Origin of the sequence: Lysinibacillus sp. NPDC092081 (assembly GCF_044755845.1) — a bacterium.
Lineage (GTDB): Bacteria > Bacillota > Bacilli > Bacillales_A > Planococcaceae > Lysinibacillus.
In genome coordinates this window covers 1-26,098 of record NZ_JBIVRU010000019.1, presented here as the reverse complement: position 1 = coordinate 26,098, position 26,098 = coordinate 1, and the positions used below count along the sequence as shown (strand labels likewise).

The 26,098-nt window shown below is 37.9% G+C and carries 21 protein-coding genes, 1 tRNA gene and 1 rRNA gene; 5 read left to right on the top strand and 18 right to left on the bottom strand.

What is annotated here, in order from left to right; all coding sequences use genetic code 11:
- Positions 1 to 105: 105 nt before the first annotated feature.
- The 3 genes from ACIQLB_RS20235 to ACIQLB_RS20225 form a co-directional block, all read right to left on the bottom strand.
- Positions 106 to 2,334, bottom strand: a complete 2,229-nt coding sequence (locus tag ACIQLB_RS20235) for a PepSY1/2 domain-containing protein (protein WP_400729953.1) — start codon at positions 2,332 to 2,334, stop codon at positions 106 to 108.
- A gap of 135 nt (positions 2,335 to 2,469) precedes the next feature.
- A complete protein-coding gene (locus tag ACIQLB_RS20230) occupies positions 2,470 to 3,642 on the bottom strand; it encodes a glycosyl hydrolase family 18 protein (protein ID WP_483869708.1) in 1,173 nt (390 codons plus the stop codon).
- A 279-nt stretch (positions 3,643 to 3,921) separates the two neighbouring features.
- On the bottom strand, positions 3,922 to 4,170 hold the full coding sequence (locus ACIQLB_RS20225) for an RNA polymerase sigma factor (RefSeq protein ID WP_400729950.1): 249 nt from the start codon (positions 4,168 to 4,170) through the stop codon (positions 3,922 to 3,924).
- Positions 4,171 to 4,327: 157 nt separating this feature from the next.
- Here ACIQLB_RS20225 and ACIQLB_RS20220 point away from each other — a divergent pair, with 157 nt between their 5' ends.
- Entirely contained in the window at positions 4,328 to 4,747 is a 420-nt protein-coding gene (locus tag ACIQLB_RS20220; RefSeq protein WP_400729947.1) for a hypothetical protein, read from the top strand.
- Between the two features lie 11 nt (positions 4,748 to 4,758).
- Complete coding sequence (locus ACIQLB_RS20215; RefSeq protein WP_400729944.1) at positions 4,759 to 9,852, top strand: DUF4132 domain-containing protein; 5,094 nt, start codon at positions 4,759 to 4,761, stop codon at positions 9,850 to 9,852.
- A 625-nt stretch (positions 9,853 to 10,477) separates the two neighbouring features.
- Here the strand turns inward: ACIQLB_RS20215 and ACIQLB_RS20210 are convergent.
- The 3 genes from ACIQLB_RS20210 to ACIQLB_RS20200 form a co-directional block, all read right to left on the bottom strand.
- The gene (locus ACIQLB_RS20210) at positions 10,478 to 11,209 is read right to left on the bottom strand and encodes a hypothetical protein (protein ID WP_400729942.1); all 732 of its coding nucleotides are present in this window, start codon (positions 11,207 to 11,209) and stop codon (positions 10,478 to 10,480) included.
- Entirely contained in the window at positions 11,202 to 12,539 is a 1,338-nt protein-coding gene (locus ACIQLB_RS20205; protein WP_400729939.1) for an AAA family ATPase, read from the bottom strand. The genes ACIQLB_RS20210 and ACIQLB_RS20205 overlap by 8 nt, the downstream gene beginning before the upstream one ends.
- Positions 12,540 to 12,766: 227 nt before the next feature.
- Positions 12,767 to 13,222, bottom strand: coding sequence for a hypothetical protein (locus ACIQLB_RS20200; RefSeq protein WP_400729936.1), 456 nt, complete (start codon positions 13,220 to 13,222; stop codon positions 12,767 to 12,769).
- 203 nt (positions 13,223 to 13,425) lie between these two features.
- Here ACIQLB_RS20200 and ACIQLB_RS20195 point away from each other — a divergent pair, with 203 nt between their 5' ends.
- On the top strand, positions 13,426 to 14,142 hold the full coding sequence (locus tag ACIQLB_RS20195; RefSeq protein WP_400729933.1) for a hypothetical protein: 717 nt from the start codon (positions 13,426 to 13,428) through the stop codon (positions 14,140 to 14,142).
- Positions 14,143 to 14,343: 201 nt separating this feature from the next.
- On the opposite strand, the gene groL is transcribed toward ACIQLB_RS20195, so the two are convergent.
- Both groL and groES read right to left on the bottom strand, forming a co-directional pair.
- Positions 14,344 to 15,975: a chaperonin GroEL gene (gene groL, locus ACIQLB_RS20190; RefSeq protein WP_400729931.1), complete on the bottom strand. Its 1,632-nt coding sequence runs from the start codon at positions 15,973 to 15,975 to the stop codon at positions 14,344 to 14,346.
- A gap of 139 nt (positions 15,976 to 16,114) precedes the next feature.
- On the bottom strand, positions 16,115 to 16,399 hold the full coding sequence (gene groES, locus ACIQLB_RS20185; RefSeq protein ID WP_400729928.1) for a co-chaperone GroES: 285 nt from the start codon (positions 16,397 to 16,399) through the stop codon (positions 16,115 to 16,117).
- Between the two features lie 174 nt (positions 16,400 to 16,573).
- On the opposite strand from groES, the gene ACIQLB_RS20180 reads away from it, so the two are divergent.
- Complete coding sequence (locus tag ACIQLB_RS20180; protein ID WP_400729925.1) at positions 16,574 to 17,338, top strand: CPBP family intramembrane glutamic endopeptidase; 765 nt, start codon at positions 16,574 to 16,576, stop codon at positions 17,336 to 17,338.
- Between the two features lie 102 nt (positions 17,339 to 17,440).
- On the opposite strand, the gene tatC is transcribed toward ACIQLB_RS20180, so the two are convergent.
- From tatC to ACIQLB_RS20165, 3 genes are all read right to left on the bottom strand, one after another.
- Positions 17,441 to 18,262 (bottom strand): twin-arginine translocase subunit TatC, encoded by an 822-nt coding sequence (gene tatC / locus ACIQLB_RS20175; protein ID WP_400729922.1) that lies wholly within the window; start codon positions 18,260 to 18,262, stop codon positions 17,441 to 17,443.
- Between the two features lie 20 nt (positions 18,263 to 18,282).
- Positions 18,283 to 18,498: a twin-arginine translocase TatA/TatE family subunit gene (locus tag ACIQLB_RS20170; protein ID WP_400729919.1), complete on the bottom strand. Its 216-nt coding sequence runs from the start codon at positions 18,496 to 18,498 to the stop codon at positions 18,283 to 18,285.
- A gap of 154 nt (positions 18,499 to 18,652) precedes the next feature.
- Entirely contained in the window at positions 18,653 to 19,288 is a 636-nt protein-coding gene (locus ACIQLB_RS20165; RefSeq protein ID WP_400729916.1) for a redox-sensing transcriptional repressor Rex, read from the bottom strand.
- A gap of 229 nt (positions 19,289 to 19,517) precedes the next feature.
- Between ACIQLB_RS20165 and ACIQLB_RS20160 the strand changes: the two genes are divergently transcribed.
- Positions 19,518 to 21,461 carry an ABC transporter ATP-binding protein gene (locus tag ACIQLB_RS20160; protein WP_400729913.1) on the top strand — a complete coding sequence of 648 codons (1,944 nt, stop codon included), beginning with the start codon at positions 19,518 to 19,520 and terminating at the stop codon, positions 21,459 to 21,461.
- Between the two features lie 454 nt (positions 21,462 to 21,915).
- Here the strand turns inward: ACIQLB_RS20160 and tsaD are convergent, their stop codons facing one another.
- The 7 genes from tsaD to rrf all read right to left on the bottom strand — a co-directional run bounded on the left by tsaD (position 21,916) and on the right by rrf (position 25,950).
- Positions 21,916 to 22,932 carry a tRNA (adenosine(37)-N6)-threonylcarbamoyltransferase complex transferase subunit TsaD gene (gene tsaD, locus ACIQLB_RS20155; RefSeq protein ID WP_400730081.1) on the bottom strand — a complete coding sequence of 339 codons (1,017 nt, stop codon included), beginning with the start codon at positions 22,930 to 22,932 and terminating at the stop codon, positions 21,916 to 21,918.
- Positions 22,932 to 23,384, bottom strand: a complete 453-nt coding sequence (rimI, locus tag ACIQLB_RS20150; protein WP_400729911.1) for a ribosomal protein S18-alanine N-acetyltransferase — start codon at positions 23,382 to 23,384, stop codon at positions 22,932 to 22,934. Before rimI ends, tsaD begins: the two co-directional genes overlap by 1 nt.
- Entirely contained in the window at positions 23,377 to 24,084 is a 708-nt protein-coding gene (gene tsaB / locus ACIQLB_RS20145) for a tRNA (adenosine(37)-N6)-threonylcarbamoyltransferase complex dimerization subunit type 1 TsaB (RefSeq protein WP_400729908.1), read from the bottom strand. Before tsaB ends, rimI begins: the two co-directional genes overlap by 8 nt.
- Positions 24,081 to 24,530, bottom strand: coding sequence for a tRNA (adenosine(37)-N6)-threonylcarbamoyltransferase complex ATPase subunit type 1 TsaE (gene tsaE / locus ACIQLB_RS20140; protein WP_400730078.1), 450 nt, complete (start codon positions 24,528 to 24,530; stop codon positions 24,081 to 24,083). The genes tsaB and tsaE overlap by 4 nt, the downstream gene beginning before the upstream one ends.
- 178 nt (positions 24,531 to 24,708) lie before the next feature.
- Entirely contained in the window at positions 24,709 to 25,038 is a 330-nt protein-coding gene (locus tag ACIQLB_RS20135) for a hypothetical protein (protein WP_400729905.1), read from the bottom strand.
- 379 nt (positions 25,039 to 25,417) lie between these two features.
- Positions 25,418 to 25,493, bottom strand: a tRNA-Asp gene (locus ACIQLB_RS20130).
- Between the two features lie 341 nt (positions 25,494 to 25,834).
- Positions 25,835 to 25,950: ribosomal RNA gene (gene rrf / locus ACIQLB_RS20125) — 5S ribosomal RNA — on the bottom strand.
- Between the last annotated feature and the right edge of the window lie 148 nt (positions 25,951 to 26,098).

The window sequence follows — 26,098 nt, the reverse complement described above, 5'->3', positions numbered from 1 at the left end:
AATAACATATAAGCTTCTAAACAGCAATCCTTTTGTTTTACTGTAATCAAAAAGGATATCCCCTAAAAAACAGGAGATACCCTTTCATTTAGAAATTATCGATTATTAATAGTAATTGCGGCCGCTGTTATTCTCATAAACAGCCTTTGCTAGACGAACTGTAGATACAGCCAAATCTGCATATGTCACTTTCTCAGTAGCATTGAATTTATTTTGCTGTCCATCAATTAGTCCCATTGCACTCGCTAATGCAACATAACCTGCGTACGCTGGGTCAATAGAGCTTGCATCAGTAAAGTTTAATTTGTAAATGTCACTATGCTTAGCAGCATTCTCTAAATTCAGTACGCGTACTAACCATTCTGCAAGCTCTTGACGAGTCAATGTTGTATCTACTGCAAATTGATCTGCCGGTTGTAAAATACCCATTCTTACAGCTTGTTCAACAATTCCGTATAATGGATGCTTTTTGTCAATATTATTGAAGGATTGCTTATCGTTGTCTCTTCCATACGGACCGAAATCATATCCGTATGATAATGATTTAACTAAAATTTTCAAAGATTCTCCCTTTGTTACAGCTGTATCAGCATTAAAGTTTGCTGGGTCTTTAACCTCTAATACATTTTGGCGTAGTAAATAAGTTAATTCTCCTCCAGCAGTTGGATGTGAAATGGCTGGTTTTTCTTTGCCATCATCCATTTTTTGAAGCCATTCACCAGTAATTGCATCAATACTATTGAACAAGCTTCCACTATAAACTGGAGCGTATACTAAATCATAGTGGTGATTATCCTCACCATCCTGTTTTGCATACTGGAGCTCCAATTTTAACCCTTCACTGAACGTTGCTTTTGCTTTATCAGCAGGAATAGCTTTGTTTACAGACGGCCAATTATCAATCTTACGATTATTAACATGTAAAGCACTTAATTTTCCATCTGCACTGATACTAACAGAAATTTCATCCCCTTCTACAGCAATGCCATTAACAATACGTGGGAAGGAGAAGTAATACTGTTTGCTGTATTTGTCATATACTGTATCTTCTAATGGTTTTGAATAGTTATGAATATATGACGGAGCCCACTCTTTTAAGTAGTCTATCGCTTTTGCTAATGCAGCATCTTTTGAAATTGGTTCTACTTTAGCATCTGTCTCCGTGAAATCTCCACGCATATCCCAGTAGTTTATAATCTCACCCGTCGCCTTGTTCACTTCAAATGATGAGCCCGTGCCATGATTCCCAAAATCATACATATAATTCACATCGTAAATTGTCTCGCCATTTTCGTTTTCTCTTTCATTAACTGAATCAATTTGTAGCTTTACTTTGTCTGAATCAACTTTTAAGAATGATTTAGCCAACTCTTCTACTTCTGCTACTGTAATATCCTTCTTTCTAGGCGCAAGTGGTTGCGATGCAAGTTTTTCTACCCCTTTTGCCTTTGGTGCTTGAGAAGTGAAACCATTCATTGATTGCCATTGCCCATTTATTGCATGTACACTATTGAAGCTTGTTGAAGGCATATACACAAGCTTAGCACCAGCTTCACCTGTTTGGTAGTTATAGTCCACCATATAACGTAAATCTACTGACAAATTTTCGCGAACTTGTGCAAGTATATCTGACTCATTCTTTTTCTGTTCTAAGTTATCAAATGTTGCCTTACTAGCTGACTCAGTATTACGATACATACTTGTAACTTCACCATTCGCTAGAACTGCAATATTGATAGACTCATTACTAAGTGGTACACCATTATGTGTTGGTGAATAAGTGAATGAATACGTAATTGGTTCAGATAAAGGTCTACTAAAACTTACACCAAAATCACCAAAACTACTGTCTTCACGAAGCTTGTAATTCGCAGTATTCGGCAATTTCTTTAGGAAGTCTTGGGCAATTTTCTTTGCATCCCCCTCTGAATACTTCACTGGGTACAATGCATCCGCGATATTAACAGGTTGATAGTAGAAATTTTCTAATTCTAAATCTTCGCCTTTAAAAGTAAAACTACCAAAAACGTCTTTGCTATTGATCATCTTATGGAAGCTTAAATCATAGCGTATCGTTTTATCATCATTAAAGTAATGCGCTTCCCCCATTGAAAAATCTTTCTCTGTTACAAAATTGAACTTGTCTGGAAATAATGTATTCAATTGCTTAATAAGCATACTTTTTGTTACTTTTGTTTCTGTTGAAGCAACTTGAATTGCAACTCTCTCTTGCGGTTCTTTTACATTTGCTGAAGCTTGTGCCATTGGCGAAAGTACACTAACAGAAAATGCAGTAGATGTTAGTATAATTCCTAACTTTTTAAATTTTCCCAAAATATCCCTCCTAGATTATCATTTACCATAATTATAATATAGATTACCAGAAATGGAAATGATGTTTTCGAATTATTTATATTTTTAAGAAAATAGAATGGACATAGAGCTACTTTTTATTGCTCCAGAAGATTCTCATTTCTTCACTACATCAAAATTTGACCCGATTAATAACCAATTTTGCGGGAAGGGTAGACCCAGTTTCCAATAGCCTACTCCTCGAAGTTTGTACCGTTTGATTAAATTGAACTTCGCTTGAATGGATCTTGCATCCTCGAACCACACCACATGTGCTTTACCTTGCTCATCATAGTATTCAAAGAATGGTGCTTGAGATCTCGAATCAAACTGAATAGCAGCATTATATTTCTTAGCAATCTCGATTGCTCTTTGTGGACTAACTGCTTCTGCGTTAGGCCCCCCCCGTACAAAAGGTAGTGTCCAGTTATACCCATATAAATTCTGTCCAAGTATAATTTTGTTCCGAGGTATCTCACTTACTGCATATTTAACAACCGCTTCTACCTCAGGAAGTGGCGATACTGCCATAGGAGGACCTGCAGAATACCCCCATTCATAAGTCATTAACATAACAAAATCTACTATTTCCCCATGTGCTTTATAATCATGCCCCTCTGTCCACGGACCTCGCTCACTAGCACTTGTTTTGGGAGCTAGCGCTGTCGATACGGTATACCCCTGTGGATGGAATCGACTCACAGCTCTTCTTAAAAAGTTGTTATACGCTTCTCGTTGATCGCCCGGTAAATTCTCAAAATCAAAATGAATATCTTTTACGGTCCCTAAACGCTTTGCCTCTTCAAGAATATTATTAAAGAGCAAATCCTGTACTGCTGTACTTTGAAAAATATCTCTCGCCAAATCACCGCTAAAACTAAAATTCTCCAAATTTGAGACAACCATCGCTAGAGAAGCACCTGTATCATTTGCAATTTGTGCCACACCTTGACTCGGAGGTATCTTAAGCGTCCCATCTCGCCTTGCCTCATAGCTAAATAGAGCAAGATAAGTTAAAAATGGACCTGCTTCTCTTGCTTGACTCAGTAATGCCTCACTAACGAATGTCCCTTTCGGCTCTAAATATGCCAATGTTTCAGCTCTTGTTTTTGGTTGAGGTGGAATATAAAGTCGCATACCAATCGATAAAGGTTGACTCGGACTAATATTGTTTACCTGAGCAAGTGTTAAATAATTAATGCCAAAGCGTTGGCCAATTGAATATAGACTATCTCCTGACTGCACATAATAGAAATTTCCGACAATCGGTATCACAAGCGCTTGCCCTATAACTAATCGATTTGGTTCAGGAATTTGATTGGCATCTACAATACTTTGAACTGTTGTCCCATATGCCTGCGCAATACCCCATAAGGACTCCCCTGCCCGTACAACATGTATTTGAATGTCAGTGCCTCCTTCTAGCTTGATAAAATCACACCTGTAAAGCTTATGAATTAGGAAATGAAAAGATGTCATTGCTCAATAAGAACAGATTCCCTCAAACAAAAAAGATCCACCGCTTATTCTAGCGAATGAACCTTATTTTCTTTGATTTTCTTATAATATTTATGACACGTTCGACAAAGGTTTATTAACTATGTATTCCACTGCTGTATTACGTGCAATTGATATGATCCAAGTTTTTACTTTATCATTATCCTGTAAATTGTCTAACTTCTTCATCGCTTTAAAAAACGTTTCTTGCGTAATATCCTCTGCCTCTTGTTTGCAATTTGTATAATACAGCGCAAAATGATACACATCACGATGATAGCAATCGTACAAACGTTCTATTTTTAATCTATCATGATGCAAAACTTCACCCCACTTTCTACACCCCCTAATAAGTCGTTGCAACAAATTATTTGTTACACTTTTCCCAATTTTTCTTTTACACAACTAGCGTAAAATGCCTCATTCTTTTCACTGTTTACTCTCTTGTATAATGAAATTACTGTAAGGAGGTGTTAGGTTGCGTTTATTTTACCAACAAAAAATGATCGGCAAAAAATCGCGTAAACTTCAAAAGATTCCATTCACTATTGAAGAGCCTGTCCATACTTTAAAAGATTTACTTAAGCAACTCGTCACACAGGAGGTACATAATTATAACGAAAAAGCGGTGGATACTCCGCTTCATATTTATATAACTGATCAGCAGTTAGAGGATGCAGCACAGCATGGCAAAGTACATTTTGGTGAGAAAAAAAATGCCGCTACGCAGTCTGTAGATCAAGCAATATCCACAGTTTTTCAAGCCTTTGAAGACGAACTTTTTTTAGTATTACAGAACGAAGAACAGTTACATTCACTTAATGAACCTTTAGCAATACGAGAAGATGATGTTTTTACATTTATTAAACTGACAATGCTAGCAGGACGAATTTGGTAAGGAGGATTTCCATGACACTATCAAACGATCAAAAAAACCAATTCCAAAGTAAAATAGAAACTGCACCATTGGCCATTCAACCAATGGCTACAGCATTACTTCAATATATGGGTGATCGCGATTATTCCATTAAACAGAAAATTGCTGATTTGGAGATCACGACACTTGAGGAGCTATTTACCGGAACCCTTTTCGATGTACTAACACTATTTTCATCGCAAGAACGTGCTCAAACTATTAAGAAATTAGTATTACGTTACGATACAACAATGTTTCAGACTGACATTATGCGTAGGTCATTTCGATCGACACACTCCGTACAGGACCACCTTTTTCAATGCTTACAATTAATTGTAGAAATGCTGACATTTGAAGAAATGAATCTACAGGAATTATTGATGAATCACAATCAATATGAGCATGGTTCATACCCTAACTACAGCTGCTTTGTGGTTAAAAATGAGAATATGAAGGTAATGCCTTTTAATGTTTTTGAACAAATGCTTGCTGAAGAACTGTCATTAGAAAACCCTGCTATGGAAGAAGCAGTTGAACATATTTTATTTGACGAGCATCAGGGCAGCTTTTTTGGTTATCCACTAATAAGAGGGATTTTCAAATCAACAAATACTCGTCTACATGAGGCGCTCGGTAAACTATTAGTTGCTGCTGCACGACAAGAGGGACTACGCCAAGCCATTGTTGAAAATATTGATCATGGCACATTAGAGGCACAGCTTACCATTATGAAGCTTATTCAGGAGCATCAGCTAACTCGTTTCTCCTCAGTTATTCGCGCAGTCGATACTTGGATGGGGCTTGGCTATAATAGCTTTGAAAATCAAAAAGTAACAGAGGAAGTATTGTCGTTAGCGATTCGAGCAATTGAAGACGATCATTTCACCCTTGAGCTATTAAAAAGTGAACGAACGATTGATATTTATGTAGCACTATGGACAATTTCAACGAAGGATTATTCGAAGCTCGATACTATTTTGCCAGAGTTGTTACAACGCGAAAAGCATATCCAGCTGACAACACTCGCATTTTTGAAAAATCTAGGGAAACTTTCCTTCACTGCTCCGTTTGTTAAGGGTCTCATTTTAACAACAAAGGATATTGAGCTATTTACATTTGCTTGGGGGAATTTCCTAAACGCAAATAACTATATTAATAGTGAATATGCTTGGGCTAACGATTGGATTACGGATATACAAAAGTTCTTGCAGGAAAATACCCAGCTGCAAGGCATTGAACACCTTCTATTTGAACAGCTTGAATGGGCAAAAGGTGAACTTACGAAAGATGGTATAACGATTGCAGGAAAACCTTTATCATTCGTCTATGCACACCTGTCATTAGAAGATTTAATTTCCACACAAATAATTTTGGCCTATCATTTACAAGATGAAGAGCTGTTTCAACGTATTATTGCGAATGCAGATTCTTACTCTCCTACAAGTAGAATCGGCCTACTTAATATTTATTGTCTTGATATTACTACGCAAGGAAAACGTGATTTTCTATTTAGCGCTTTACGAGATCGAAGCTCCATTAATCGTTCCCTTGCATTGAAAAAGATACAATCACTAACACTTACAGACGATGAAATTTTAAAAATTGAGGACCTTTTAGCGAATAAATCAGGTTCACTTCGTAAGGAAGCTATTTCCCTCTTAAAGCTACAGTCGCAGGAGAGAATATTGCAAAGTGCTGAGCGACTTATTCAGGACAAGAAGCAGTTGAAGCGACTTGGAGGGCTAGAATTGTTGTTAGAGGCCTCTAAAGAATATCACCTAACTAGCGAACAAATAACAGCATTATGCGACCAGCTTCCAAAAATAACAAAAACTGAGCAAGTGTTGTTAGATCAATTGTTAACTAATGATGTACCAGAATATAACGAGGACAATGGCTTTGGTTTATATACGCCACACCCTCCTATTCAATATGACAGCATTTCAAAAATAGATATAAAGATGAATGGCGTGGAAGCATGGCAGCAACTAGTTCCTTTATATTTACAAGAAACAATGCCACTCGAAAAATTCTTTGATTATGATATAGAGAAGCTTTTATTAAAGCTCGAGCAGCTCATTCAACTATTAGATGCTAATGCCCAATATGAGTATGAGACATATCAATATCAATGGGAAGATACGCCAATCACAACAACATTAGGACAAACATTTAATATCGTTGCGTCAAAAGCAGAAAATAATCGAAAGGCAAGTCTTGATGTATATCCGATACCAGATGAAATTCTTCAGTGGATCAAGACATCAAAATTCAGTGCAGAGGATTTAGCTTATTTTAACTTTTACAACAATCTCTCTGAATATCCTGCGGCACACGAGCTGAGCGAAGCAGCACAAACCTTAATCACTCCATTCATTAACTATGTAGAAATAAAAGATCTCGTTACTAAGTTCCAAGCATTAAAATATCAGCGAACAATGAAACAAATTTTCACTGTTCTCACACTTGATTTAAATAATATTGTTGGAGAGCAGGAGCTTCATAAAAAGGCTATCGCATTACTTGAAGAGCATTCGCCAGAATTTAACGCTTTTGAGCAAGCCATCGGTATTATGCTTCAGCTTTTAACGCAAATACCTGCTGAACAGTGGAAGCTAGAGGTACGAGCTAAGGACTATTTTCATCGCTCTACTTCAACATTAGTAGATTTAGATGTTATTGATACCTTTGTTGATCGATGTTGCTTAGACTATTCGATTTATAGTGAATATGTCAAAATGCTCGCTATCAATGCAGAGTTAACAAAGAGGATACAAAAGGAGCAATATAGCCCGGGCATATACAATTTAAACCTTACCCAATATTTAGATGCCTTTAATGTAGGTTTATTCACGCAGGATCATTTATTTGAAGCCATCTTCACGAATACGCTAGCATCTGAGATATTGGTTGCTCCAAACAAATTAATAGAACATTATAAAGAGTCATTTGAAGACTTATCGAAATTCCTTGCTGTTCGTGAGCTGGCTATTGATCGAATTTTAGAAATAGAGCTTATGCGCGGTGATATTCCTACAGCAGTAACGGAGCTCACTAGTAGCATGTCCTATGTCGAGGGAATTGATTATTTCTTAAAAATTTTACAAGCACTTGACGGTGAAAAGCTTGCTCGTGGCTATATTTGGCAGGCTGAAACGAAGAAGGATGTTTTTTCTCGTCTCCTTGCAAGCTGCTATCCTAAAAAAGATGAAACTGCACAGCAATTAAAAAATGCATGGGAAAAAACAGATATTTCAAAAGAGCGCCTAATTGAAGCAATGATGTATAACCAGCATTGGATAGACCTTGTTAGTGAAGTAATTGGCTGGGAAGGATTAAAAGAATCGGCTTGGTACTTTATCGCCCATACGACCGACCATTTATCGGATTTTGCTAAAGATCAGATTGCCCTTTTCTCAAGTATTACTGCTGAGGATTTCCGTGATGGTGCCTTTGATTTAGCTTGGTTCCAAAGTGCTTATCAAACACTAGGTGCTAAACAATTCAAACTCGTCTATGATGCAGCAAAATACGCTTCGGAGAGAGCTAACCACCGTCGGGCACAGCTTTATGCAGATACAGCTATAGGTAAGCTTAGCCCAAAACCGTTAATGGAAGAAATTCATGATAAACGTAATAAAGATAAATTACGTGCGCTCGGTCTTATTCCATTAGAAAAATCGGATCAAAAAGATGCATTAACACGCTATCAATTCATCCAGCAATTTGTTAAGGACAGCAAACAATTTGGAGCACAGCGTCGTGCGAGCGAAGCACGTGCAGCTAGCATTGCGCTTGAAAATTTGGCGCGAAATGCAGGAGATGGCGAAACAACACGCTTCACATGGCGGATGGAGCTATCAGCCTTTACCGATATAAAACATTTATTCCATGCACAACAGATCGAACATATTACTGCACATTTACAAATTGAAGAAGATGCAAATGTTACGATTATCGTTGAAAAAGGTGGAAAACGACTAAAAAATATTCCGGCTGCTCTGAAAAAGCAGGAGCAAGTTATAGCATTACAACAGGCGCGAAAAGAATTGCTGGAGCAATATAAACGAGCACGCCCCGCACTTGAACAGGCAATGGAACTTGAAACTAAATTCTCTGCCGAAGAGCTGATCAATTTATTAGAGCATCCGATTTTGGCTCCGCTTCTTCAAAAACTCGTCTTTAAAAATGAAGGGCATTTCGGACTACTAACTGCGGATGGTTTAAAGCTACTATCGAACGAGATAGTTTCACTTGCCCCGACAGCAACATTAACGATTGCCCATCCATATCACCTACTCGAAAGCAGTCAATGGCGTCAATGGCAAGCTTCAATGTTTGAACAGAAAATAAAACAGCCATTTAAGCAAATTTTCCGCGAGCTGTATGTGATGAATGCAGATGAAAAAGGGCAAAAAAGATCATTGCGCTATGCGGGACATCAAGTCAATCCGTCTCAAACGGTTGCACTTCTAAAAACACGAGGATGGCAAATTAGTCATGATGAAGGACCACGAAAAGTGTATTACAAGGAAAACATCGTTGCCTCCTTGTATACGCAAGCAGATTGGTTTACACCAGCAGATATCGAAGCACCAGCAATTGAGGGCGTCTATTTCTACAATCGTTTAACAGGTAAAGACATAGCATTAGATGATATTCCTGCAACGATATTTTCTGAAGTGATGCGGGATATTGACCTCGTTGTAAGTGTTGCACATGTTGGTGGTGTCGATCCTGAGGCAAGCCATTCTACAATTGATATGCGCAGTGTCATTGTAGAGGAATTAACGAAATTATTAAAGCTAACAAATGTTGAAGTGAAAAAACAACATGCACTTATTGAAGGCAAACTTGCTAGCTATACACTGCACTTAGGTAGTGGTGTTGTGCATCAAGTGGGCGGATCAATGATTCCAATAATCGCCGTACAATCTCAGCACCGCGGACGCATTTTCTTACCAATGGTAGATGACGACCCACGCACAGCCGAAATTATGTCAAAGCTTTTACTGTTAGGTGAAGATACAAAAATAAAAGATCCAGCTATTTTAGGACATATACGCAGCTATGAGCAAATGCATTAAAAAAGGAGACGACCGTTAGCTCTTCGGCAAAACGAGGGGTTGATTTCCGTTCCGACTGGGCGCTTTGTTGTTGCTGTCGCTACGCTTTCGCACAGAGCAAAGCTTCCTGGGGGCGTCCGATGAGCCGCTTGGGCCAACACGATGTTGGTCACGAAGGAGTTATCACAGGACGTGATGGTTTTAGCCTTCGTTTCCCTATCACTGATCCCCAAGGAGTCGCCCAGTCTCCACTACAATCAACTATTTCACTAGTATGTATCTTCATGCTCTCACTCTAATTTATAGTGATAAAATACTTTAGCAAAGGGGTTTGTCTGTGCGAAAGTGAAATAACAACAACAGAAATATTAAGTCTATTATGAAGAGCAACCATTTGTTCACTTTTGAAATGCATAGATTTTATAAAAGTTCTACACCATTGCTGATTGGAGTGGAGGGCTACTCGACTCCCGCGGGAAAGCGAGACAGACGAGACCCTGCACGGAGCGAAGCGGAGGAAGCGGCTAGACGCTCGCCCGCAGGAAAGCGAGTAGCCTGGAACGGAAATCGTCATTCACAAAGATTACCTTAGCCATTTTGTTTTTCAGCACTATGCAATGCCCTCCACTGAACATCGGAGGGCATTTTATTGTACATCTGATTTAATCATTTCAAATAATAACGGTACATTCGTTCCGCGCTGTAACGAATTACAGCCCTCCATTAAAAATGACCAGCTCATTTTCATTTTTTCTTTATACGGAAGCTCTGGGTTAACTGGGAGATATTCTTTTAAAAATTCTTCTATGGAGCTCGATAAACTTTCCATAAATTCATCAGCCTTTTGCACCTTTTCCGTCGCTACTTCATTACGCTCATTCCATAGTACATGCTCTAAGTTTGTAGAAAAATAGAATAGCTGATACGGTATTTTTAATCGATGAATACTAAAATGATCATTCGCCATAAGGATTTTGGCATTATTCGCCTTCATTTCATTTCGTTGTTCGATTTGCTCCTTACGCTTCTCAGATTTCACCAATATTGCATCTTCTGTATAGAATAAATTTTGCTCAATACCTTCTTTCACCTTGACAAATTCGGGGGCAATAAAACAACCGTCTGCATCAGTAATATGAACGACAGCGGTTAAATCCTTCGCTAAAAACTTATACTTCTCCAAATAGTTCTGAATCACTCGCGTAACACTATTTTTAATATTAGGTATCCGTTTATTAGCATCCCATTTCGTTAAAATATCCTCCCGTTGTACATCGAAGCGAATCGTAGAATTTGCAAAATGTTCATCTAGAAAATCTTCTAAAACAATTTGCTCTGTCTGCCCTTCTACAATGATTAAAAGAACCTTTTTAGTCACGCTGTACACCTGCTTTTCTAAAGGCACGCTTAATTTTAAATGTCTTCGTTTCCTTATAAACCTCTTCATCCTGTCCGCCCAACTGAATTGCACGTAGATAAACATCTCGAGCATTATTTACCTCTTTAATACCCTTTAGCTGTATATAACGACAATCCTCATTCGTTGTCGTAAACCATAAGTTTTTAATAGCTAGCACCTCTAACACACGTAAATTGTGAGACGTAAAAATAAGCTGACCTTTTCCGCCCTCATCAATCACTGTTAACAACTCACCTAACAAATATTCAAAAACACCAGAATCTAATTCATCAATTACTACACAAGCATTTGGGTTATTATAAACTGCAATGAGCACACTGAGTACAGAAATAATTTTCAAAATTCCTTCTGACTCTGTCCGTAGTGGTAATTCGCGTTCCCCTCGCTGCGATAAAAATTCAAAACGAATTCCTTTTTCCCCATTATCCATAGTTTGTTTTGTTAGTACATTAATCTTTATAGACAGACCTGGAATAATCGCTGATAATACTTGATTACTTTGCTCTATTACTTCACATAACACGTAAAACGCGTCCTCTGGCAATAACGCTGGCCCCTTCAAATTGTAAGGGATAGAACCACGAGTTTTTTCAAGATGGATACTAAAGGGCATACTGCGCTCTTCAAATAATGGTGCGATATTTTGATTATTAACGACATGTAAATCCCTATTAAAATCTATTGCTAAGTTATGAAGCAATTGCATTTCTAGCTCTGACAACCTATCCTGTAATAATGGCTTTAAATCTTTGTGAAAGACAAAGGACATATATTGTTTTTTAGCTAATTGATGAGTGACTAGTAATTGAATACGCATTTTTTCATTCATATCAGAAAGATTTGCTTTACGTAGTTGTATGTCTTCCTCTGTCACATTAATTAGAACCTTTGAACGCTTCCCTTTCTCGTTTTCTCTGTAAGCTATACGTTCAACCGTTGTGTACAGTCTGTTTTCATCTTCTTGTAACTCTACATAATAATTGAGAAAAAATGTGCCAAATTGATTCTCTACTAGAAACTCGAACTCAATACTTGCCGTATCCTCCCCTGCCATAATTAATCTCTTTTCCTGAGATGGTAATTTAATTTCAGCAATCCAGCCAGAGATAAGTGCCTTTAACAAGCCGAATGCATCAACAATAGTTGTTTTTCCTGAACCGTTTTGTCCGTATAAACCTACAACATTTGCCTTAAAAAACATCTCGAAATTCACCGCTAACACAATTTCACCATGTCGTACATTTCGTAAATTTTGTACTTTTATTTTCTTGATTTTTATAATGGCCATTTATTTAAACATCCTTTAATAATATTTCCTACTATTATAATTAAATTTGATATATTTTATAACATTTTCTATTTTAATAAATCATACCTTTATCAATCATTCGGCTAGTTTAATGCCTATGACAAACATAATAGTGGACATATGTTAGAAAAGAAAAAAGAAGAAAGGTGTGTTTCATTGTTCAACCCTAGATTAAATCCCGAAGATGTAGATGTTAACATTCCGTTTCACCCTACCATGCCTTCTGGTAGCCCGAATCCACCGCGACCTCCACAGCCATATCCACCACGACCATACCCACCGCGACCTCCGCAGCCATACCCACCACAACCATATCCACCGCGACCTCCGCAACCATATCCGCCACAACCATATCCACCGCGACCTCCGCAACCATATCCGCCACAACCATATCCACCGCGACCTCCGCAGCCATATCCACCACAACCATATCCACCGCGACCTCCGCAGCCATATCCACCACAACCATATCCACCGCGACCTCCGCAGCCATACCCACCACAACCATATCCACCGCGACCTCCGCAGCCATATCCACCACAACCATATCCACCGCGTCCTATGCCATTTCCAGGCGGGCAATCTCCTGGCTTACCGGGCCTACCAGGTTTACCAGGATTCCCCGGATTGAATCTACCGGGAATGTAGATGTCACCTGACATATTTGGAAGTCCTAAATAAAAGACTGTAGCAAAAAGGCTATCCAGAAGTTCAAACACGAACTAGTGGATAGCCTCTTTATTGTTTATTAGAAACTATTATTGACTGATAAAAAAACTAAGGAAGTGGAAACATGTCTATAAAATTTTCAGCAATACTACATATTCCCTCATTTAATGAGCAAAGTATATAGAGAGGTGAATCTATGTTTAACGTAAAAAAAATAACTTTATGTATGATTAGCCTAATATTAATTAATTTGAGCATTGTATCTTCTTTCGATGCAAAAGAATCAAATAAAGTTAATGGACTTAAAGCACAAATAAAAGGCTTAGAGAATCGTTTGAAAAGCCTTGAACCGATAAAACCCCAAACAATTGCTGATCCTCCTTTTCCAGAATTATCTCCCCCATCAAAATTTGGTACACTTTCACAGGTGATAGAGAATGGCACTACTATTCCTTATGAGTTTATCGTCAATAATCCTGGCTATAAGAGACCCGCTTATGAAGAATATTGGCATAGCTCAATCGGTCGGTGGAGCTATATTCCAACTAGAATTCATTATGCACTGCATCGACTATTTACGAATTACGATGTTGCTCTTTCTGACTGGTACGACTTTGAACAAAATATGGGGTTCACGATTCCAATGTTTCAAAATAAAACTGATTTAGATTTATATATTGTCGCGTTCCAATCTGATATTAAAGCAGTTTATACGTTGGGGAATCAGGTAGTCGTTGTTGGAAATTCAAGAAGAACCGGTGTTCAAGTGATTACTATAAAAACAAGCGCTATACATCCCACAAATACCGACGAATCTTTACTTGTGCAATTATCAACTCAAGGAGGAGAAGAAATGGATTATGCTCTTATCTCTTATATTTCTCCTGATTTTAGGTTGAAGCAAAAAGAATAACTCTAAAGCTACTTTTTCGGAGTTTTCTATTAGCGGGTTTGCTACTCATTATCAGCAATTGTTGGGCTTTTATCAGCGGTTGTTGGAGGTTTATCAGCGATTGTCCATATTCTATCAGCGATACACTGAAAAATACTCACAAGAGCAAAAAACCACTTCTCAAATTTTGAGAAGTGGTTTTTATTTGGCTGGAGCCGTAGATTACATCATTCCGCCCATACCGCCCATACCAGACATATCTGGCATTGCTGAAGCTGGTTCTGGGATGTCTGCTACAACTGCTTCTGTTGTTAAGAAAAGAGCAGCTACAGATGCTGCGTTTTGTAGAGCTGAGCGAGTTACTTTCGCTGGGTCTACTACGCCCGCTTCCATCATGTTTACCCATTCGCCTGTTGCAGCGTTGAAGCCTACACCGATTTCTTCGCGTTTTAGGCGATCCACGATAATTGAGCCTTCAAGACCAGCGTTGTTTGCGATTTGACGAACTGGCTCTTCTAAAGCACGTAGAACAATTTTCACACCAGTTGCTACGTCGCCTTCTTCTGTATCTGCAACTTTTTCAACTGCTGCATATACGTTAAGAAGTGCCGTACCACCACCTGATACAATACCTTCTTCAACTGCTGCGCGAGTTGAGTTAAGAGCATCTTCAATGCGTAGTTTACGTTCTTTTAGTTCAGTTTCTGTTGCAGCACCAACTTTGATTACTGCTACACCGCCTGCTAATTTTGCAAGGCGTTCTTGTAATTTTTCTTTATCGAATTCTGAAGTTGTTTCAGCAAGCTGCGCACGGATTTGACCAATACGGCCTTCGATTGCATCTGCACCGCCAACACCTTCTACGATTGTTGTATTGTCTTTTGTAACAACAACTTTCGCAGCGCGACCAAGTGATGTAATATCAGCTGATTTAAGGTCTAAGCCTAATTCTTCTGTAATTACTTGACCACCTGATAAAATTGCGATATCTTCAAGCATTGCTTTACGACGATCGCCAAATCCTGGAGCTTTAACCGCTACAGCATTGAATGTACCACGAAGTTTGTTCACTACAAGTGTTGCAAGAGCTTCACCTTCAACATCTTCAGCGATGATTAATAGTGGACGACCTTGTTGTACCACTTGTTCTAATAATGGTAATACTTCTTGGATGTTTGTAATTTTTTTATCAGTAATTAAAATGTATGGGTTATCTAATACCGCTTCCATTTTATCTGTATCTGTCACCATATAGTGTGATGCATAACCACGGTCGAATTGCATACCTTCAACTACATCAAGCTCAGTTGTGAAGCCTTTAGATTCTTCAATTGTAATAACGCCATCGTTACCCACACGTTCCATTGCTTCTGCAATTAATTGCCCTACTTCATCATCAGCAGCAGAGATTGCCGCAACCTGTGCGATTTCCTCTTTGTTGCTTACTGGGCGAGAAATAGCGTGTAATTCTGTAAGGGCTGCTGCAACTGCTTTGTCGATCCCTTTACGAATACCTACAGGGTTTGCACCAGCTGTTACGTTTTTCAAGCCTTCACGAATAATTGCTTGCGCTAATACTGTTGCAGTTGTTGTACCGTCACCAGCGATTTCGTTTGTTTTAGAAGCAACTTCTGCTACTAATTTTGCCCCCATGTTTTCGTATGGGTTTTCTAGCTCGATTTCTTTTGCAATTGTTACACCATCATTTGTAATAAGCGGTGAACCGAATTTTTTTTCTAAAACTACGTTACGACCTTTAGGCCCTAAAGTAATTTTTACTGCGTTTGCTAATTTATCTACACCTTGTAGCATTAATGCACGTGCTTCTTCTGAGAATTTAATATCTTTTGCCATTTGAATTTACCCTCCTGAAATGGAATATTCGTTAAGCTTCATCAATATATTTATAGAAATTTCGCCATACTGTCATTGCCATCTATCTATTTGTTTATCTAAGACAATCACTAAAGGCATTTACTTTAAAAGTATTAACTTATTCAATAATTGCAAGAATATCGCTTTCGCGTAAAATTAGGTATTCATTACCTTCATATTTAACTTCTGTACCAGAGTATTTAGAGAAAATAATGCGGTCGTCAACTTTTAGGTCAAGCTCTACACGTTGTCCGTTCTCTAAAATGCGACCCATCCCAACTGCTACAACTTTACCTTCTTGCGGTTTTTCTTTTGCAGAGTCTGGCAGTACAATACCGAATGCAGATTTTTCTTCTACCTCGATTAGTTCGATTACAATACGATCTCCTAGTGGTCTTAACAAGTGAAACAACCTCCTATTAATTAAATATATGTTTGAAAGTCTATTAGCACTCTATCTAGTCGAGTGCTAACACAATTATTATGATAATCAATCACACTTTTTTTTGCAAGTCAGAACTTCGAAAAATTTTGTTTTCTTTCCATATTCCTCTACAATAGAAAGGTAGCATAAAGAATGGAAAGGATTTTGACTGTGAACAATTCTCAAAAAATAAATAAACATAAAAAAACAGCCCTTTATGTTTTACTGATCTATATCCTCATGCAAATATCAGGTAGATGGCTGGCACAACCGTTTCACAAATTTGTTATGAGTACCACCGGTTTACCTAGTGAGCAAGCTGCTCCGCTTACGCAAGGCTGGTATATCGCACTTAGCTTTGCCATTGCGTTAATTCTAAGCTTAGTCATAACATCTCGCGATAAAGCTTTTTGGGATATTTATCAAGGAAAGAAAGAAACTATACCACTATCAATTATGTGGGGAATCATAGGTTTCTTCTTAGTTTTCATCGGCCAAATGATTGGCGCAGCTATCGAAATGGCTGTATTCGGTATCCAAGGTGGATCACAAAACACAGCCGATATTGTAGCTATTGCAAAAGGCGCTCCTATTGCGATATTAGCAATTGTCGTATTTGGACCAATATTAGAAGAGTTCGTCTTCCGCCGTGTTATTTTTGGATCGCTTGTCCAAACAACTAATTTCTGGATAGCCGGTATAGTAAGTGCCATTTTCTTTGCACTTATTCATTTCGACTTCTCTCATATCTTGCTTTATACAATCTGTGGATTGATTTTTGCCTTCTTATATCACAAAACAAAACGCATTTGGACATCTATTATCGCCCATGTCATGCTGAATGGTTTTGTGACACTTGTACAATTGTATGCAGAACCATTGCAAAAGTTTCTTGAACAACTAGAAAAAATGCAATAAAAATCAGCGAGTTTTTCTTCCCACTGATTTTTAGTTGAATGTAAGTATATGTATTACGACGAAAAAGCTCGATGCTACTAATATGCATCGAGCTTCTATTTTTTATTGATTTAATTCTTCGATTTGACGCCGCTGTTGTTCAAGTGCGTCTTCAATCTGTCGTTTTTGCTCAGCTTCTTGTTCTTCCTTTAAACGTAACTCTTCTGATTTTAAGTATTTACGATAGCCTATCCTAGCAACCCAAATACTAAATTCATAGAGCATAAACATCGGCACTGTTACGATTAAGTGACTCATTAAATCAGGAGGTGTAATCATAGCCGCTATCACAAAAAGTGCAAAATAGGCGTACTTTCTGTTTATTGCCATTATTTTTGGATTTAAAATTCCAAGACGAGCAAAAAATAAAAGTATAATCGGTAATTGGAATATAAATCCAAAAGGCAAGGTTATTTGAAATAAAAATGAAAAGTATTCATTAATTCCAATAGTTAACTGCACCCCGAGGCGAGCAGATAACTCAATCATAAAGTTTAATACATACGGAAATAAAATAAAGTAAGAAAAAACAATTCCAGATACAAATAATATAAAAGTGAATGGTATATAACTTAATGTGACTTTACGTTCTTTTTCATATAATCCTGGTGAAATAAATGCCCATAGCTGATATAAAATAATCGGAGAAGTCAACAAAAAAGCAATATAAAGAATCATTTGAAAATAAATTTTAATAGAATCTGTGATCCTGAAAGCGTTTAACGAGAAGCTTTGTGCTGTTTCACTACTTTGTAAAAAATGAATAAGCGGCTCCGATAAAAAAAACGCCCCAACAATCGCAATAACAAAGAAAACGACTGCAAAGTAAAGTCGTTTCCTTAATTCTTCTATATGCTCAATGACAGTTTGATCGTTTGTATTCATATTAGGAAGACATCCTTCAGTTACTTATCATCGTGTTCGATGACTTTCTTTTTATCATCGTGTTCGATGACTTTCTTCTTATCATTATCTTCATCGTCTACTAACCCTTTAGTAGCATTTTTAAACTCACGAAGTGTAGAACCCATAGCTTTCCCTAACTCTGGTAACTTTTTAGGACCAAAAATTAAGATTGCTACAATTCCGATAATGACCATGCTCATAGGACCGATACCCATTTCAGCCACCTCCTCTTATATATGATTCATTTTAACTCATATATGATTATTTGGCTAACTAATAATATGTGAAATTTTTTCGTCACTTTCGCATTTTACTTCATACCTATTTTACAGAAACTGTGAGAGCTATACTTTAAATTATGTACAATTATCACTCTTCCTGATTACGAATTAAATAAATAAGTGCCTGCAACTCTACCGACAAATCGATTGTTAAAAGTTGCATTTTATCTGGTACCGTAATACGCTCTGGCGTAAAGTTCAAAATCCCTTTTGCATTCATTGCCACTAATCTATCAGCCATTTTCTGTGCAGAGCGTGGTGAAACTGTTAAAATTGCAAGCTCCGCTCCATATTCTGCATACTTTTCTTCCAATAAATCCGGATGAAAAACTGGAATATTGCTAATCATCTTCCCTTCTTTTGGGGCCTTTGAATCAAATGCCACAACGATATGGGTATTATGATTTTTTTGGAAATTGTATTTTAATAAAGCACTACCTAAATTCCCTACCCCAATTAACGCTACTTTTGTCGCTTCATGTTGATCGAGCGTTTGGCTAAAAAACTGTAAGAGATGCTGCACATCATAGCCATATCCCTTTTTCCCAAGAGCACCAAAATAAGAAAAATCACGGCGAATAGTTGCAGAATCAATTTTCATCGCTTCACTCAGTTCTTTCGACGAAATGCGTTCCATGCCTTCTTGTGCAAAGTTTTGGATAAATCGATAGTAAAGAGGAAGTCTTTTCGTAGTGGCTTGTGGAATTTTTAATTCTTGTTTCAAACTTTTTCCTCCTTATAGAGTATCAAATCTATTTATGATACACGCTTAATTAACTATTTCTCAGTTTATAATATTCACTGTAGTATTTCCCTTTAGTTAATGGCGCTTTTACGCCACTAACTAAAGAGAAATCGTTTCAATCTTACATGACAGCTTGGAATAAGTAAAGCACCGACATTGCATGCAAATCGTACATCTATTACACTAAGGAAGAATTGAGGTGTCGAGAATGATTGTTTTACAAGTCAATCAACTATATAAATCCTTCCTTGCAGATGAAATTTTGAGTGGCGTAAAATTAGAGGTTCAACATCGTGACCGCGTTGCATTAGTAGGTCGTAACGGTGCTGGTAAGTCCACTTTACTTAAAATAATTGCTGGTCAACTGTCATATGACTCTGGCGATATTATTATCCCTAAAGGTATACAAATTGGATATTTGGAGCAGCATGCTGGATTAAACTCAACATTGTCGATTTGGGATGAAATGATGACAATTTTTGAGCCGCTTATTGCCCAAGAACAAGCACTCCGATCATTAGAACAACAAATGGCCGACCCAGCTGTTTATGAAAATCCTACTTTATATGCAAAAATAATGTCTGAATACGATCATTTGCAGCATAATTTTAAGGATGCGGGTGGCTATCAATTTGAATCTGATACACGTTCTGTACTTCATGGCATGCAGTTTTATCCTGAGGATTACGAAAAGCCAATTAGCTCACTATCAGGGGGACAACGAACTCGGTTAGCACTTGCTAAGCTTCTGTTAAGTAAACCTGACCTATTAATACTCGATGAACCTACTAACCATTTAGATATTGAAACCCTCTCTTGGTTGGAATCATATTTAAAAGGCTATGAAGGGGCTATTCTAATTGTTTCTCATGACCGCTACTTCTTAGACCAGGTTGTTTCCATTGTCTACGAAGTTTCTCGTCATCGCGTCACAAAATATACAGGCAATTATAGTGCCTATCTAGATGAAAAAGCGAAAAATTATGAGCGTGATTTGAAGGTTTATGAACGACAGCAAGATGAGAAGGCCAAGCTTGAAGAATTTGTTCAAAAAAACATTGCTCGTGCTTCTACTACTAAAATGGCACAAAGTCGTCGAAAAATGCTTGAACGAACAGAATGGCTGGAATCCCCTGAGGGTGATGAAAAGTCAGCAAGCTTCGGTTTTACAATTGAACGTCAAAGTGGTAACGATGTATTATCTATTGATGACTTAGCTATAGGTTATAGTGATAAGAAAATATCAAGCGGCATCACATTACGCACTTTCCGAGAAGACCGCATTGCACTTGTTGGACCCAATGGTGTTGGTAAATCAACTTTATTAAAAACCATCGTCAAAGATTTACCACCACTCTCCGGAGAGATTCGCTATGGTACAAATGTTCAAATTGGTTATTATGACCAAGAGCAGGCAAAGCTGTCGAGCAATAAAAGTGTTCTAAAAGAGCTATGGGATGAATGGCCATTAATGAATGAAAAAGATATTCGCTCGGTACTAGGCCGTTTCTTATTCAGTGGAGTAGATGTAGATAAAATCGTGTCGTCTTTATCTGGTGGCGAAAAGGCTAGACTTGCATTAGCTAAGTTAATGATGCAAAAGGCCAATCTCTTAATTCTCGATGAGCCTACCAACCACTTAGACTTGGATAGTAAAGAGATATTGGAAAACGCACTGATCGATTATCCTGGAACGCTCTTATTTGTATCGCATGACCGATATTTCATCAATCGAATTGCTACTAAAGTAATCGAACTGTCTGGCGATGGGTCCTTTGAGTATTTAGGTGACTATGATTATTATCTTGAAAAGAAACAAGAGCTATTAGAAATTGCACAAATGAAGGCTGCCGCTCAACCACAAGTACAAGCTGATGTACCTGAGAAGATCTCTACCTCTACAATTGATAAAGAGGCTAAAAAACGAGAGCGCCAAATTAGACGCACGCTTGAGGAACTAGAGGGGAAAATGCAGCAAGTAAATCTTGAAATAGCTCGCTTAGAAGAAGCTCTTTGCGATCCCGAGATTTTCACAGACCACGAAAAAATTACACAGCTTCAAGAGGAATTATCAACCGCTAAGGAACAGTATGAGTTATTCGAAATGGAATGGCTTGAGCTAAGTGAAGAACTTGAAAATATTATTTTATAACATCCCTCTTGAGGTGTGATAAAACTTGTAAAGCCATGTGCCTTGTCGCATGGCTTTTTACTTTACTCGCGTTGATTTTTCATATATATTGGTCAAGTGCTATTTTTCGACAAAAAATGCCCACAACTTTATACACACTATAAATCTAGTAATATCAACATATCAACAGACTTTTCCACATTGTCCACAATTCAAAAATATTTTATTCACATCATTTTATACAAAATAGGCTACTATATATTGAATAATCACAAGTTATGCACAAGTTATCAACATTTTGTGCATAAGTACGGATGTTCGCTGTTTTATTTCTATCTTACCTGTGGATAATTTTCTGAAAAATTTGTCAACTGATCGGATTCAAATTTTCTTATAGACACTGTTTTCTCAACAATTTTTTCACAAAAGCAAAAAGAGGTATTTTAGAATCAAATCTAAAACACCTCTTTTCTTCTTACACCCAGGATTTTAACTCCATTCCAGGGCGACCGTTCATTGATAAATTGCCTCGAATACCTGCTTTAAACATAGGTGTTGCTGCTGCCCCTATCATAGCGGCATTATCTGTACACAGTTTTAATGGTGGCACGAAAAATGGTATGTTTTCTTCAGCAAATACCTTCTCAAGTGATGTACGCAAGCCCTTATTAGCCGCTACACCACCTGCTGCAATAACCTGTTTCACTTTATATTCGCGAGCTGCCCGTAAGGTTTTCGCTGTTAACACTTCCACTACGCTTTCCTGAAACCCTTTGGCAACAGCAGTCGGACAAATTTCTTCACCACGTTGGTCCATGTTATGTTTATAATTAATAACCGCTGATTTCAAGCCGCTAAAGCTAAAATCATAAGAATCTTCCTCTAACCACACTCTTGGGAAAGATACTGCCTCATCTCCCTCATGTGCTAATTTATCAATTCGCGGACCACCTGGATACGGTAAGTCTAAAACACGCGCAACCTTATCATAAGCTTCACCAGCTGCATCATCTCTCGTCTCACCGATGACTTCAAAAGAGCCATGCTCTTTCATATAAACTAGCTCTGTATGACCACCTGATACCACAAGTGCTAACAATGGGAATTCCATTGGCTGCACGAGTGCATTAGCATATATATGTCCAGCTATATGATGCACACCTAAAATTGGTAAATTATTAGCGAATGCAAAGGCCTTCGCGGCATTAATCCCAATTAACAATGCACCTACAAGACCAGGGCCCTCAGTAACTGCCACAGCATCTAAATCAGCCGGCTTCATATTTGCCTGTGCTAATGCTTCTTCTATGACCACTGTAATTTGCTCAACATGATGACGAGATGCAATTTCAGGTACAACCCCACCAAATCGTTTATGACTTTCTATTTGAGATGCAACTACATTTGAAACAATTTTAGAGCCATTTCGAATAATCGCTGCTGCTGTTTCATCACAGCTCGATTCTATTGCTAATATCATTCGATCTTCCATCATAAATTCACCCACATGACAAGGGCATCCTCCCCGTTATCTGTATAATATCCTTTACGTATGCCGCCATCTTCGAAATCAAGCTTTCGATAAAGATTTTGAGCAACTGTATTTGTAACTCGTACCTCTAAACTCATGACTTCCATACTATGCTCTCTAGCAATACGCATTGCCTCTCGCATTAAACCTTCACCAATTCCGCGACCTCGAGCAGCCTCTATAACGGCTACGTTCGTAATTTGCGCCGCGTCTATAACCATCCACATTCCACAAAAACCGATAATGTTATTATATTCATCTATAGCTAGCACATAATGTGCATACTGATTTTCATGCACTTCATAATAAAAAGAATCTAACGTCCATGGTGTTGGAAATGTAGCAAGCTCAATTTCATACACTACTGGGACATCTTCAGATACCATTTTACGATATGTTACATTACTACTCATGTGCCTTCTCCTTTTGTTCCTTCAGCCAATTCGCCTCCGCCTCGGCAATACGTTTGTATTGAGGGACAAAATGATGAACTGCATCCACACTTGGTAGCTCCACTTTCGTCGCTAATCGAACTGTTTCACTTGCTCGTGGTAAGTCATTACTAAATGGTGTGCGCTGCGCATAATCACCTAGCACTTCTACAATTTTATGCCAAAAAATATCTACATCTACTCCAACAAATAAAACCGGTGCCTCTAAAGCCCGTAAACGTTCTAACAAGCCATCAATATCATCGTGATAATCATCAATAATCGCTTCAAGCTCACAACCTTTATAAACGGCCGTATAGACATTGCTTCTTCGCGCATCAAAAATAGGACAAATAAACCCATCATATAGTGCTGCATTTGCGGCCAATGACTTTAAGCTAGATATTCCAACTAAAGGCTTTTTCAATGTCCATGCTAATGTTTTAGCAAGCGTCACACCTATTCGTACACCGGTATAAGAACCAGGTCCTTCTGATACCGCAATCGCATCCAACTCACTTGGCTTTATGTCTGCCTTTGCTAGCACTTCTTCAATGGCTGGCATAGCACCTGCCGAATGCGTTAATTTTATATTTTGTACAATCTCTGCGATCACTTTTCCATCCCTTATTACAGCTATAGAAAGTGGTGCATTCGCTGTTTCAATCCCTAACCAAATCATTTCATTAGCTCCTCACATAATGCCTCATATCGCTTTCCAAGAGGTGTTAATACAAATCGTCGTTGATTTTCTCCGATTCGGTAAATTTCTATTCCAAGACGCTCCTGTGGTAAATCCTGTTCAATCAAATGAGCCCATTCGACAACTGATACCGCATCACCATAAAATAGTTCGTCCCATCCAAGATCCTCATCACTTTCTGCTAAGCGATAAACATCTAAATGATTAAATGGTAAACGCCCCTCATATTGCTTTACAATCGTAAATGTCGGGCTATTGACCGTTCTCTTCACGCCAAGTCCCTTCGCTAATGCTTTCGTAAATGTCGTCTTACCAGCGCCCAAATCACCCTCTAATGTAATTGTATCCTGGACTTCTAGTAAGCTTGCTAGCTTCAACGCAAAATGCTCAGTATCATCAAGTGAATTCATTATTTTTTCATACATCATCTCTTTTTCCTCTCTTAGCTCCATTACTTCTAGTTTACCGAAACAAGCGTAAATGTTCAAAACATCCAGTGATTAAAAAAAAAGATCTGTGCTGTCGCTTTGCTTTCGTTATAAAACATGTGCTAAATGAAGATAAAACACGTCCCCTTTTATAGAAGATGTGTTATTTTCTTGTTTAACGACTCTTTACCTCAATAATCTCTTTATTTATCAATTTATCATCTTTAAATCGTACTATATAGGTTTTAGTCATAAGTATTTCATCATTCCAGCGGTATTGATCTTTTTTTACCATTTCTCCTGCTCCCCCTGCAATTTTTACTACTTCCATATATGACATACCTTCTTTTAATTTTTCAAATTCTGCTTCATTCATATTTTTCTGCCAGTGGTACGCATTGGACTCCTCTATGTCTAAAATAGGATCTCCACAGCCTGCTAGTATTACAATAGCACCTATAAGTAAGCTTATGTTAAGACGTTTTATGTAGAAATAATTTCTCATGCTAACACCTCCAAATTCCTTTACACGAGAAGAATCGATAAAAAATAGTCGCCCTCATTAAGTCTCCCACCTCTATAGGTGGTGAGATGAATGTGGGTTTAGGTTACATTTCAGCGGGTGTACCCACATCCGCTGAAATTGGGGAACTCAGTCTAAGAACGCCACTTCCTGTGGCAACGACTAAGTGAAAACTTCGTGTTGGCACAAAGCCGATTCTGGACGCAATTATGCCGAGGCATAATTAATTCTAAAAATCTATGGATATCCCAACAAATATAATAGAACCAATTTTATCGATATCCACCAATTCCCTTATATTAACAATAAAAAAAGTTCTTATGATTTAAAAGCATCATAAGAACTATATTATCGTTTATAATGGCGGTCCCGACCGGGATCGAACCGGCGATCTCCTGCGTGACAGGCAGGCATGTTAACCGCTACACCACGGGACCTCTTTAAGACATTTATAAATATATCATAGAAAAATAACATATGCAATATTTTTTTATAATTTTTTTCATTTTTATATTCTCTATCTTTTGGGCATCGAATTTGCAAGTAAATTAAGTAGATTCCACAAACATTCTTTGGAAGTTTTATTGTGAGATCTTAGAGATATTGGTTCTTTTCTTAAAGGAAAGCGAAATTAGATCCTTAATAGTACATAGAAAAAGAGCAACTACAATAACTAGTGTTTTGTAGTTGCTCTTTATATTATTTCATTGTCATCAGCTTTAGCTTTAATAATTACTTTAATAAAAAAACAGCCAGCACTCAGCTGACTGTTTTTATTGCCTAGCGACGTCCTACTCTCACAGGGGGAAGCCCCCAACTACCATTGGCGCTAAAGAGCTTAACTTCCGTGTTCGGTATGGGAACGGGTGTGACCTCTTTGCCATCATCACTAGACTATTAACGGCTTTCAATATACGTCGTATCTTGAAACCCTAAAATGAAAGGGTTTGTTCTTTCAAAACTGGATAAACGGTGCATTGAATGTTTCAAACTTTTTTGGTTAAGTCCTCGATCGATTAGTATTCGTCAGCTCCATGTGTCA

Coding starts and splice junctions, on each gene's coding strand:
- ACIQLB_RS20180 (WP_400729925.1), top strand. CDS start 16,574: ATGGAAAGGATTTTGACTGTGAACAATTCTCAAAAAATAAATAAACAT.
- rimI (WP_400729911.1), bottom strand. CDS start 23,384: ATGAGTAGTAATGTAACATATCGTAAAATGGTATCTGAAGATGTCCCA.
- groL (WP_400729931.1), bottom strand. CDS start 15,975: ATGGCAAAAGATATTAAATTCTCAGAAGAAGCACGTGCATTAATGCTA.
- ACIQLB_RS20170 (WP_400729919.1), bottom strand. CDS start 18,498: ATGGGTATCGGTCCTATGAGCATGGTCATTATCGGAATTGTAGCAATC.
- tsaE (WP_400730078.1), bottom strand. CDS start 24,530: ATGTATGAAAAAATAATGAATTCACTTGATGATACTGAGCATTTTGCG.
- ACIQLB_RS20205 (WP_400729939.1), bottom strand. CDS start 12,539: ATGGCCATTATAAAAATCAAGAAAATAAAAGTACAAAATTTACGAAAT.
- tsaD (WP_400730081.1), bottom strand. CDS start 22,932: ATGGAAGATCGAATGATATTAGCAATAGAATCGAGCTGTGATGAAACA.
- ACIQLB_RS20215 (WP_400729944.1), top strand. CDS start 4,759: ATGACACTATCAAACGATCAAAAAAACCAATTCCAAAGTAAAATAGAA.
- ACIQLB_RS20135 (WP_400729905.1), bottom strand. CDS start 25,038: ATGAGAAATTATTTCTACATAAAACGTCTTAACATAAGCTTACTTATA.
- tatC (WP_400729922.1), bottom strand. CDS start 18,262: ATGAATACAAACGATCAAACTGTCATTGAGCATATAGAAGAATTAAGG.
- ACIQLB_RS20200 (WP_400729936.1), bottom strand. CDS start 13,222: ATGTCAGGTGACATCTACATTCCCGGTAGATTCAATCCGGGGAATCCT.
- ACIQLB_RS20195 (WP_400729933.1), top strand. CDS start 13,426: ATGTTTAACGTAAAAAAAATAACTTTATGTATGATTAGCCTAATATTA.
- ACIQLB_RS20160 (WP_400729913.1), top strand. CDS start 19,518: ATGATTGTTTTACAAGTCAATCAACTATATAAATCCTTCCTTGCAGAT.
- tsaB (WP_400729908.1), bottom strand. CDS start 24,084: ATGATTTGGTTAGGGATTGAAACAGCGAATGCACCACTTTCTATAGCT.